General features: G+C 63.2%; 10 protein-coding genes. All 10 read right to left on the bottom strand.

Going from position 1 to position 11,502, the window contains the following annotated elements:
• Positions 1 to 236: hypothetical protein (locus ACW73L_RS20620; protein WP_498924448.1), on the bottom strand; the 236-nt coding region annotated here is incomplete at its 3' end.
• Between the two features lie 158 nt (positions 237 to 394).
• Positions 395 to 3,235 (bottom strand): adenosylcobalamin-dependent ribonucleoside-diphosphate reductase, encoded by a 2,841-nt coding sequence (locus ACW73L_RS20615; protein WP_498924447.1) that lies wholly within the window; start codon positions 3,233 to 3,235, stop codon positions 395 to 397.
• A gap of 426 nt (positions 3,236 to 3,661) precedes the next feature.
• Positions 3,662 to 5,692, bottom strand: a complete 2,031-nt coding sequence (locus ACW73L_RS20610) for a heavy metal translocating P-type ATPase (RefSeq protein ID WP_498924446.1) — start codon at positions 5,690 to 5,692, stop codon at positions 3,662 to 3,664.
• Positions 5,693 to 5,837: 145 nt separating this feature from the next.
• Complete coding sequence (locus ACW73L_RS20605; RefSeq protein ID WP_498924445.1) at positions 5,838 to 6,065, bottom strand: type II toxin-antitoxin system RelE/ParE family toxin; 228 nt, start codon at positions 6,063 to 6,065, stop codon at positions 5,838 to 5,840.
• Entirely contained in the window at positions 6,053 to 6,328 is a 276-nt protein-coding gene (locus tag ACW73L_RS20600; RefSeq protein WP_498924444.1) for a CopG family ribbon-helix-helix protein, read from the bottom strand. Before ACW73L_RS20600 ends, ACW73L_RS20605 begins: the two co-directional genes overlap by 13 nt.
• 558 nt (positions 6,329 to 6,886) lie before the next feature.
• Complete coding sequence (locus tag ACW73L_RS20595; protein ID WP_498924443.1) at positions 6,887 to 8,026, bottom strand: hypothetical protein; 1,140 nt, start codon at positions 8,024 to 8,026, stop codon at positions 6,887 to 6,889.
• A gap of 234 nt (positions 8,027 to 8,260) precedes the next feature.
• Positions 8,261 to 8,458, bottom strand: a complete 198-nt coding sequence (locus ACW73L_RS20590) for a DUF2283 domain-containing protein (RefSeq protein ID WP_139559495.1) — start codon at positions 8,456 to 8,458, stop codon at positions 8,261 to 8,263.
• 398 nt (positions 8,459 to 8,856) lie between these two features.
• Positions 8,857 to 9,105, bottom strand: a complete 249-nt coding sequence (locus ACW73L_RS20585) for a hypothetical protein (RefSeq protein ID WP_498924442.1) — start codon at positions 9,103 to 9,105, stop codon at positions 8,857 to 8,859.
• Between the two features lie 48 nt (positions 9,106 to 9,153).
• The gene (locus ACW73L_RS20580; RefSeq protein WP_498924441.1) at positions 9,154 to 9,918 is read right to left on the bottom strand and encodes a MinD/ParA family ATP-binding protein; all 765 of its coding nucleotides are present in this window, start codon (positions 9,916 to 9,918) and stop codon (positions 9,154 to 9,156) included.
• A gap of 98 nt (positions 9,919 to 10,016) precedes the next feature.
• The gene (locus ACW73L_RS20575; protein WP_498924440.1) at positions 10,017 to 11,495 is read right to left on the bottom strand and encodes a cache domain-containing protein; all 1,479 of its coding nucleotides are present in this window, start codon (positions 11,493 to 11,495) and stop codon (positions 10,017 to 10,019) included.
• Positions 11,496 to 11,502 lie beyond the last annotated feature (7 nt).

Below are 11,502 nucleotides of genomic sequence, written 5' to 3'. Positions count from 1 at the left end.
CCGACAGCCGCTGGGCGGCGCCCGGCAGGTCCACCACGAAATCCGCTTGCTTGAGCCGACGCGTGGCGATCCGCTCGCCCGTCTCCCGCCAGTTCCGAGCGATATGGCACCAGTGTCTGCAACGTCAGTGTCACATCGTTCCGGAAACGCCGCTCCAGAATCCGGCGGTCTTCCTCGTCGATTACCACTACCACGTGGTTGTTGGAATGCAGATCGATACCACAGTAAAGTGCCATGACAGCCTCCTCGCGTTCTCTCGTTTGCCAGGTCAGTGGTACCAATGACCCGAGGAGGCTGGCTAGAGGATTATCAGGTTACTTTTTTCCGTAGCGCCGTGCCGTGGGCTCCGCTAAGCAGGCCGCTACCCATCAGTCCTTGCCGGCTGGCGGCTAGCCTACCCACACGCCCCAATGGCCCCACACGCCGTGCAGAAGTTGCAGCCGTCCTTGCGGATGACGGCGTAGTTGCCGCACTCGGGGCAGCGTTTGCCGGGGCGGACTTCCATCGCGCCGGCGGTGGCCGGGCGCAGCGGCACGACGTTGTCGGCCTCGAAGTGCAGCAGGCCCATCTCCTCGATTGGATAACCGTCTTCGTCCAATAACCCCAGCCGCGCGTACCGGTGCAGGATCAGCCGGGCCAGATAGGCGATGGTCGAGGGCGTGTTCTGCTGCCGGTGCTCGCCGGGCACCCAGGCCAGGAAGTCGCCGCGCGGCTCCGGGAAGTCGGCCAGTTGGCGCAGCTTGGCGCCGATCCAGGCCGGGTCGATCACGCGCATGTCGAAGGACAGCGACTTACACAGCCCGTCGAACAGGCGTGGGTACTCGCCCGACAGCCACAGCGAATACGGCCGGCGCTGGCCATTCGGCAGTTGCAGTTCCTTCAGGAACAGTACGAAATCATCGCCTGTGGCCGGGTTGATCACGTCCACGGTCCATGACAGTGTGCCATCGGTGCCGGTCTTGGGTTCCTTGGGCGACATCAGCGCATCGAGCACCGGCGTCGGGCCGGGATGGTCGAAGGCGCCGAGCTGCGCGCAGCGGTAGTGCACCAGCCGGGCGAAGCCGGCGATCAGGCTGGGCACGCGCACCGGCTCCCCATCCGGCGGGAACGGCAGGTCGAAGGCGTCGTCGCCCTGCGCCCGCATTAGGCTGGCGAGCTTGGCCTTGAGCCAGCCGCGGTCATTCGAGCGCAGATCCATCGACAGCGACTTGGCCAGCGCCCCAAGGCCACGTGGCTGTTCGGCGCCGTTGACCCAGACCTCAAACGGGTGGTTCTCGCCATTCTCGATGTGGCCGACGAACAGCGCGAAGCTGCCGCGCGGGTGGTCGACCATGTAGGTCCAGGCCGGATTGCCGCCGGCTGGGCGCGGGCGCTTCCGCCAGCGTAGCGAGGCCAGGGCCGGTTCCGGCAGCGATTCCAGCCGCAGACGCCGATCGGGATCGGTGTCGGCGAAGTCGTCCGAGTCGGCCGCCTCGGGTTCCGGCCCATCCGCAACCAGCACCTGCCCGACGACCGCGTTCGGCCGGTAGGTCGCGAGGCCCTTCAGCCCGGCCTTCCAGGCTTCGAAGTACAGATCCTGGAAGTCGGCATAGGGGTAGTCGGCCGGGACGTTGACGGTCTTCGAGATCGACGAGTCGATGTAGGGCTGCACCGCCGCCAGCATGCGCATGTGGTCCAGCGCCGCGATCTCCAGCGCGGTGACCCAGTGCGGCGGCAGATGGGCGACATCGCCGCCCCGGGCGCGGTACAGCCGGTAGGCGTGGTCCTCGACCGCGTATTCCTCGACGCTGCCGTCGGCCGCGCGCTTGCGGCGGGTGTAGCTCCAGGAAAACGGCGGCTCGATGCCGTTCGAGGCGTTGTCGGCAAAGGCCAGGCTGATGGTGCCGGTCGGCGCGATCGCCAGCAGATGGCTGTTGCGAATGCCGCCCCGGCGGATCGCTGCGCGCAGCTCGGCCGGCAGCCGCGACGTGAAGCCGGAGGCCAGGTATGGCTCGGCCTCGAACAGCGGAAAGGCGCCCTTCTCGCGCGCCAGCTCGACGGACGCGTGGTAGGCCTCATCGCGCATCACCTCGGCCACGCGCGCCGCGAGTTCCCGCGCGGCGTCGGTGTCGTAGCGCAAGCCCAGCATCAGCAGCGCATCGCCTAGGCCGGTGAAACCGAGGCCGATCCGCCGCTTGGCCATGGCTTCGCTGCGCTGCTGCGGCAGCGGCCAGAAGGTCAGGTCCAGCACGTTGTCGAGCATGCGCACGGCAGTGCGGACCAGCGCCCCGAAGCCGGCCAGATCGAACTCGGCTCGGGCTGCGAACGGCTCCGCAACGTAGCGCGTCAGGTCGATCGAGCCCAGACAGCAGCAGCCGTAATCGGGCAGCCATTCCTCGGCGCAGGGGTTGGTGGCCTCGAAGCGCTCGCAGTAGGCCAGGTTGTTGTCGTCGTTGGCGCGGTCGACGAACAGCACGCCGGGTTCGGCGTGGTCGTAGGTGCTGCGCATGATGCGGTCCCACAAGTCACGCGCCCGGACCGAGCGGTAGACCCACAGCCCGTCCTCGCGCAAGGCGGCGCCGGCGGCCTTCTGTTCGTCCGAGGGTTCGGCCGGATGCACCAGCGCCCAGGAGGCATCGGCCTCGACGGCTTCCATGAAGGCATCGGTCACGGCGACCGAGATATTGAAGTTGCTGAGTTCCCCGGCCGTGTCCTTGGCCTGCACGAAGTCGAGCACATCCGGGTGGTCGCAGCGCAGCACACCCATCTGCGCGCCGCGCCGGGCGCCGGCCGATTCGACCGTTTCGCAGGAGCGGTCGAACACCCGCATGTAGCTGACCGGCCCGCTGGCGCTGCTGGCGGTGCCGCGCACCCGCGCGCCTTTCGGCCGGATGCGCGAGAAGTCGTAGCCGACCCCACCGCCGCGGCGCATGGTCTCGGCCGACTCGGTAAGCGCGGTGTAAATCCCCGGCTTGCCGTCCTCGCAGCAGGAGACCGAATCGCCGACCGGCTGCACGAAGCAGTTGATCAGCGTGGCCTCGATGTCGGTGCCGGCGGCGGACAGAATCCGCCCGGCCGGGATGAAGCCCCGGCGCAGGGCGGTCAGGAATTGCGTTTCGAAGGCGCCGCGGCGGGCCTCGGGCTCGACCGAGGCAATGGCGCGGGCGACGCGGGCGAACACGTCCTCGGCACTGGTTTCGCCGTGCTTGGCGTATTTTTCGAGCAGAACGTCGCGGGAGATGGGTTGGCTGTTCATGGTGATGATTCCGCAGCCGCCTGCTTGGGCGGCCGACTGTTGGCTGGGTTCAGTTCCTTCGACTGCGCAGGACACACTCCGGTGCCTCGATCATTCGGGGAGGGGGCGGGTCGTCTGGCGGGCACGGCCCGAGTCTGACGCGGATTCCCGTTGGCGGTCGCCACGGGGAGTGGCGCGATGGGCAGACCTTAACAAACGGCGAGCAAGACGGGCAAGCGGTCGCCGGTGACACCATGTCTACCGATGGTAGCGCGTATCGCCGATGATTACAGCATATAGCGTTTCAGTGTCGCCTGGACGGGAAAACAGCGCCCCACCAAAACGGGTTGATTTCGCCAGCCGGTGTCAGAGCCGGCTGGGGTGCAGCCAAGGGTGCACCGAGCGATGAACGCCGCCGATGGAATGGGAGAGCGCTTCGCCCGAGGCTCAGCCCGGGGCCTCGGCCGGCCTGTTCAGCAGCGCGCTGATCTCGCCGCGGGCGCGTTTGCGCCAGGGAATGCCCAGCAGCCCCGATTCGCTGCGCAGTGCGGTGCGCTCGATGGCTGGGTCCTGACGCGGCGCGTCCCGCAAGGGGCGGAGGCCGTTCAATGCGGCCAGCAGCGTGGATCCGTTGTTAACCGCCGTCGCGACCACCGGGCTCAGGTCGAGCAGCGCGCCGCCGATCACGATCGCGACATTCGCGGCGGTCACTGTGGTGATGTTCTGGCGGACCAGCGACATGCCGCGGCGGGCGGTCAGGATCGCGAAGGACAGTCCGCGCAAATCGTCGTCCAGCAGGACCACATCGGCGGTTTCGCGGGCCAGGTCGGTCGCGCTCTGCGGTGCGGCCGACACGTCGGCCTGGCTCATGGCGGCGGCGTCGTTGATGCCGTCGCCGACGAAGGCGATCGTCCGGTGGCGTTCACGCAATTTTTGCAACACAGTGACCTTGCGCTCCGCATCGGCTTCGGCGAAGGTGCGCTCCGGCCGGAAGCCCAGCTGGTAGCCGACCGCGGTCGTGGCTTTCCGGGAATCGCCGCTGACCAGATAACAGGCGATGCCGAGGCGTCCCAAGGTCTCTATCGTCGTCGCGGCTTCCTTGCGGATCGCATTCGAGTAGAACACGGTCCCGAGCAGCACGCCATCGCGGACGACGTAGCGCTGCGAGCGGTTGAGAATCACGCCGTCGTGGCGCCGGTGGTAGTCGGCGTCGACGGTGATGCCGTGTTCCTGCAGGTAGTGGTAGGTGCCGATCGCCACGCTGTGGCCGTTGACCTCGCCGATCGCGCCCAGTTCCGAGAAATCCCGCGCCTCGACCGCCGTCCGCGTGATGGCCCGCTGCTCGGCGATATCGGCCAGCGCGGTGCTGAACGGGCGCAGCACGTAGTAGCACACTGACGCGGCGAGTCGGATCAGCTCGTCCTCGCTGACCGCGGAATCCACGGTATCGAACCCGCTGACCTTCACACCGGTTTCGGTCAGCGTGCCGGTCTTGTCGAACACGATGGCGTCGATCGTCGCCAGGCGCTCCAGCGCATGTCCGCTCCGGATCAGCACTCCGTTGGCCGCCGCATGTTGGAGGCAGGCGAGCACCGGCACGGGCGCGCTGATCGCGATGCCGAGCGCGAAATCGAGTTGCAGCGGCGCTATCGCCTGTGTGGGATTGCCGGTCGCCGCGTACAGCGCGAGGCTCACCCCCAACGCCGGCAAGACGGCCCGGTCGCTGATTTCGGAGACGTAATTGCTGATGCGTGTCTGCTTCCGCGACTTTTCGTGTACCGCGGCCAGCAGTCCGGCGGCCCGCGTGTCGGTGCCGGTGTGCTGGACGTTCAGGGTGATCTGGCCTTCGACCAGCACGGTCGATGCGTACACTTCATCGCCAAAACCGAGGGTGCGCAGTTTCGCGCCGCCGCCGAAGGCGTGCTGGTCGAGCAACGCCTCGCCGAGCACGACGGTGCCGTCGGCCGGCACACGGTCGCCGGGGCCAAGTAGCACCTGGTCACCCGGCATCAGATGTTTGGTGAGCACGCGCCGGCGCCGCCCCTTGCGCTCGATCCAATAATGCCGGCTCGGCACCGGGTTCGGCCGCTTACGGCGCCCGGCATCGGCCGTCATGTCACGCAACGTATGCCCGACCTCGGTCAGGCACAGCGCCAGTGCCGGTGCGAACAACTCGCCGGTCAGTGTGTGGAACAGGATCCATAAGGAATCGAGTACCTCGGCATCGAGCGTGTGCTTGCGCTCAATGCGTTGCAGCGTGCGTTTCCAGGTGGGCCACGCCGCCACGGCGATCGTGCCGCCGACGATGACCGGCGGGATCGCGAGTTCCAGCGGTCCGGCGAGCACGGCCAGGCCGAGCGCCGTCGCGGGACGGGTGAAGCGCTTGCGGTACTTTGAGCTTGGGGAAGATCCCTTAGGTGGCGGGGCCGCTGTCTCGCGGTCCAGGGATGCGTCATTCGTCGTGGCCAAGGGGATCATGCCTTGTCTGAAGAGTCCTTCCGGCAATCATTAGTTGGAGGAGTCGGCGGCGCAAGGATTCCGAGTGTTCTCGAAGGGTGTCATCGATCCTTTCGCCATTCCTTGGTATGCCACACGCGAATGATGAAGACGGTCTGATTTGCGATTAGGTAGCGCAACACATAGCCACCTGTGCCGAAGGGCCGGAACAGTTCCCGCCTTTCCGTGCCGTCGCCCATCTGGCGGCCCAGTCTGGATGATCCGCAAGCAGGTTTGCGCCTTCCAGGAGCGCTTGCGCGGCGCGCTTCGCTGCGATCGGGCTCTGCTCCTGCAGGAAACCGCGCAACCGTGCAACATCGTCGAGCGCCTCGGGCAGCCAGACTACTTCGGACACAGAAACTCGTCTTCACTGCCCCACGAACTGAGCCATTTCTCGACTGCCGTATGCGGCACGGCAACGCCCGTTCGCTCGTAGCTCTGCCAGCGCTCCATGTCCTCGGCTCTTTCACGTTCATGTTGCTCTTCGCGTGCGACGTATTCCTCGATGGCGGCTGCCATCAAGCGGCCGGGGGGACGTTCCTTCAGAGCGCTCAGAGCGGTGAGGCGTGCGAGCAGCCCTTCGTCGAGTTCGATGGCCGTGTTTACGGTCTTTGACATGGCTTGGTCCGATTTACGGTTCTTCTCACTCGCGCTTCTAGCATTCGCTATGCTCGAGGGTCAAGGCTTCATCGCGGACTTGTTCTGTGTGCACTGGAGCAAGGCGAAAGCTACAGCCCAGTCCCCCGTTCCAGTCGGTTACGTCCGACCAGGCTCTCCCAAGGCATCACCATTGGCATTCCCCTACCTCTGCCCGGTGACCGAAACCCTCGTTCCGGGTAGGGCCCCGGAACTGAGGAGCCCAGGGATGGCGAAGCCGCAAGCGTCGAAGCCATCGGTGCCAGGGCAAACGTGACCTAAGCCAGCCATCCGTGCGCGTCGCGCACGCTACCTCCGCGCCATTCGTAGCATGCGCCGCGCGCATGGAACAATATCGCCCCATCAACGCGCTGTCTCGCTGGCGCCGGTGCGAACCACTCGCCGGTCAGTGCGTGGAACTGTTTCGACACTGGAAATACCAACAATAAGAGAGACTCAAAAAAGGGCAAGTCTTAAACTTTCTAGTGCTCACTCCACGCAGTCGAGCTACTTGAAATCGTTTGTATCGGGTTAACTTTCTTATTTTTTCAATTCAGCAGGATTACCATCCTCCAAAATTGCAGAATGAAGAGCGTTGATTAAATCCTTTATTTTTTCTGTTTTAAGTTCCGGCCTCGTCTCGTAATGGATTCTCTGTTCATATCCGTCGAATCGTTCCCCTTGGTCCTCAAATTCCTTGCGTCTTATGCACTTCAAGCCGCTATAGGCGAGTTTCGATAGGGCCTCATACCAGCCCCCTGCCAGCACTTTGGTCCTGTTAACCATCTGCGGTACATAGATGCCACGCTGATAATTTTCTGGTGACCGTACAAAATCGTAAGTGTTGAGGTTATCGATCACCTCGACAGAGTAGTTCAAATGATTTCTGGTTCCGGTGATATGTGTTCTGAGCGCCAGAAAAGGCTGGGTGTCGAATATGGGGGCCGAGTACAGATCGACCTGATCGCCCGGCTGCAGACCATCGGGCCCACTCTCGGCAAAATGCTTATTCCCAGAAGTTCCCTTATTGCAGAATTTCCACGGTCGCTTGGCATCATCTAAGTGCACTGTTCCATAAATATTATTTTCTGGGACTCCCATTTTAGATGCCATTTGTCGATTGAAAACATCAAGCGAGGAAACGTAGATAGGAGTGAAGTTAAACTTGTGGTCAACCTCGCTTGAATCGCCAAATGCATATTTCTCTAATTTTCTTTGTTTATAGTGAACTTTATCCTTCCATGAATGGGGAAATTGATATCCTTGTCCTTCGACACAAAACCCCTCAAAGGCCAGTTTGCATGTTCCGTCTATGATGGGGTTGTCACATTTTCTCATATAATCCTTAACGGTCTTTAAGTTCCCTACGGATAAATCGTATTCGAATTGGCCGCATGTTTCCCTATTTGATTGCTTGACCATTTCATCTGTTACGGGAACGTAACCGTCATCATCATCTGCTTTCAAATTCCCTGAATACGATAGCATCAGTGCTTGAGATGTCAGGCCAGCTAAAAACAAAAAACTCTTCGGGCTCCAGAACGCAGTGCAAGACCGGGCCTTTGGTCCGGCATCCCGGTGGAAACCCATTGCAATCCGCTGACGGAGCGGTGGCCAGATACCTGAGTCGTCCGATGTCAATGGTGGGGCGGGAAGTCGCCAGCAGAAAACTTGCTTCATTAGTTCTCCGTGTGAGAATGGCCGCACATGAACGGATCAGACATGATCACTCGGCGCACGCTACCCCGCGCCAGGGTCCCCGTTGTGGACCGTGAGTCGCAGTGCTGATTTTTGCGATGCCAGCTCATCATGATGGCGATTACCACCGCTTCGGTCTCAGTTCTTACCCGCGGAGCCGTCGGCTCCAAGGATCGGATTCGAGGCAGCGTATGGTCACCGCTCTAATGGCCGAACTTATGCGGCAATCTGCTCGTAGGAAAACTGCGGCGCGTCAGCGCGTTTCGACGCATGTTCGACGGTAATCGAACGAATGTTGCCCTGGCTGTCGAGATCCAGAATCGTGTCCTCGTCCAGGTCGCGGGTCTCGGCGACGGGTACGTCGCGGAACTCGATCAGCAAGGTGTCGGTGTCGGCAAAGTAGCGTACTTTCATGGGGTAAACCTTCTGTCAAAGAATGCGTTATGAACGGTTTCACCATCTTCCAGCAAGATCACACGCAGATAACGATCGTCCATCTCCGGGATGCAGGTCCAACGCCGAATTCGCCCGTCCGATTGAATTGACTCACGAATGGGCGAGTGTATAGCGCGATCTATCCATTCATCTAGGATGTTCGCGCGATCCGGGCGACTACGGACGGCTTCGAAGTAACGCGTGACCTTCATGTCGCAAGGTTACCAGACACGCTCCGAGAGAATCGTCACCGGCATATCGACTGCCCTGGCCGCTACTGTGATCCGTGCGCATGGCGCACGTTACCCCGCGCCCGGAGACGCGTTGTGGACGGTGAGTCGTAGCATGCGCCGCGCGCATGGAACAACAGCGCGAGATCAGGGCCGGGTCGCGCCGAAGGCTGGCGCGTAGGTCGCCGGGGCCGTATTGTCCATTCGCTCGAGCAGTCCTTGTTCCACCAGCCGCTGCAATGTCGCGTCTGCGATGTCGGCGGTGAGTCCGCAACGCTGCACCAGCGTCTCCGCGGTGATGCGGCGCTGGCGGACTGCCAGCATCAGCACCCGCCGGTCCGGCTCCGGGAACGTGAGCAGGTCGCTCGGCCTCAGCCCTCGGCCTGGCTCGCCCATGGCGTCATGCGGGGGTGGCGACGGACCTAAACCGGCGTCCGGGCCCGTTCATGCCGCCGCGATCTTGGCCGCCACCGATTTCAGCGTCGCCGAAATCGGGTGGTCGGGTTTGGTCAGGCAGAACACGTCGCTACTGCCGAGCACGGCCATTTCCTGAGCCAGCGGCAGGATGCCGAGGACGGGCGTGTCGTAGGTCGATTCGATCCGCTCGCGCAGCGCCGGGAAATCGGCCGGGGTGATCGCCTTGTTGACCAGCAGGAACAGGTTCGGCACGTCGAGCTGCCGGGCCAGTTCGACCGCGACGGCCGTGCCCTGATAGTCCTGGCGGTCCGGCCGCAGGATCAGCATCAACACATCCGAAATCGCGATCGACAACAGGGTTTCCTCGTTGACGCCAGGATGCGTGTCGATCAGCAGGTGATCGAGCTCGAGACGCTCGATGAGCTCCTGGAAGCCGCTGTTCAGCAGACCCACATCATAGCCTTCGCTGAGCATGCGGGTAATGTCGCTGCTCTGCATGCTGCCGGGGGTCAGATAGATCTGGCCCTTGGCGATGCCCTTATTGCGGAGCACGGCGGTGACCTCGGTGGTCGCCGCTTCGATCGTGCAGCGGCCCCACAGGAAATCGTTCAGGGAGTGCTTTTGCTGGCCGGGCTCCAGTCCGAAGATCGCATGGATGCCGGGTGACTGAATGTCCGTGTCGATGACGCCGACGCGCTTGCCGGTGTTGGCGAGCAGCGCGGCGAGATTCGCCGTGATGTTGGATTTGCCGGTGCCGCCCCGAAAGGAATGGACAGAAATGACATGCGCCATGAGTCGTACTCCCGAATCGAGAGCCGAACTGTATCAGATTGCCGGTGTCGCCTTCAGCCTCGTGCAGCGGGGTTTGGGCCCCCGAGCTTCTCGGTGCCTCATTTGCCGGCCTCGTCGGTCGGCGGTGCGCCGTTCGTCCCTTCAGGCCCGCCCCGGCGCTGGCGGTTCTTCTCGCGTAGCTGTTTCGCCTGCTGCTGCAGCGAGCGGAAGAAGGGGGTGCCCGTCACCTGCTCGATCTCGGCACGGGTCTGGCTCGGGTCCACGGCGACACGCAACTGTTCCAGTTGCGATTCCAGCAAGTCGTGGCGGGCTTCCACTTCCTGCACCATGCCGAGCGCCGCGGTGGCCAACTCGCCGAATTCATTGCGGCGGTGCGCGTCGTCCCGGAGCTTCTGGAGCAGTTTGCCTTGCAGGTCGAGCTGATCCTTCTCGACCGCCTTGACGACGTCGCGCAGCGTCAGGATAGGTCGCACCATCCAGCCCGCGGTGCGCAATCCGACGAGGATCGAGATCAACAGCAGTCCGAGCGAGGCCCAGGCCGCGGTGCGGACGCCCCGGATCAGGTTCTCGATCAATCCCGATTCCGAGATCACGACCGCGAGCTGCCAGTTCAGGCCGAAATCCGCGAACAAGGGGGCGGCATAGACATAGTTGCGCCGACCTTTGACAACGAACTGGAACGATGTCGCCCGGCTTACGGTCAGCTGTGGGAACCGCTTCCTCAGTACTTTCGCGCTGGCGCGCGCGACCGGGTTGTCGCTGGCGGCCAGATCGTCGAGTCGCTCCGCCTTGTGTTCCTTGCCGCCACGTTCCCGGTCGAAATTCGAGCTGGCGACGATGCGGCCACTGGTATCGAAGATGAACGTCAGCGAATCGGGCGGCAGCGTCAGGCCTTGCAGGTGGCCCTTGATCGCATCGAGGTGGATGTCGGACGAGACGACCAGGCGCACATGGCCGCTGTCGTCGAAGACGGGGTCGGCAATCGTGACGACCGGCGCACCCGACGAGACGGCGCTGAAATAAATCGGTGACAGGATGCGCTGGTGCCGGGTCACGGCATCGCGGTAGTAGTCCTGCTGCAGGGGATCGAACACGGTGCGGCCGTGATCGAGACGCGTGCCGCTGCGGCCGGCCGAGTCGATCATATACCGCTGCAGCATGCCGCCCTTCCTGGCGTCCGATAGCTTCAGCACCGGTGTTCCGGTTTCGGTGCGATCGATTCGCAGCATCTGGCCTGTCGGACTGGTCAGCGTCAGATTGGCCCAGGGCACCAGCCGCGACTGCGTCCACAGGCTGTCGATGACGCGGCGCCGCGTCTCGGGATCGTGGATGTCGGAGAAGCGGCGCTGCGGCTGCAGGCGGACCCGCTCGGCGAAGGCCTCCGTCAGCGTCATCGGTATGTAGAGGTACTGGTACAACTGCTCGTCCATCGTACTGCCGATCACATTGACCATCTCTGCGGCCGTCTCGCGTGCTTCCTTCAAATGGCTCAGATAGGCGATCGTGCCCGTCAAGCCGACCGCCACGACCATCTGGAAGGTCAGGATCAATGGAAAGACGACGCGGATCGAGCGCATGGCTGCG

The sequence above is a fragment of the Methylolobus aquaticus genome (genome assembly GCF_054172105.1).
This window is presented reverse-complemented; position numbering and strand designations above follow the sequence as displayed.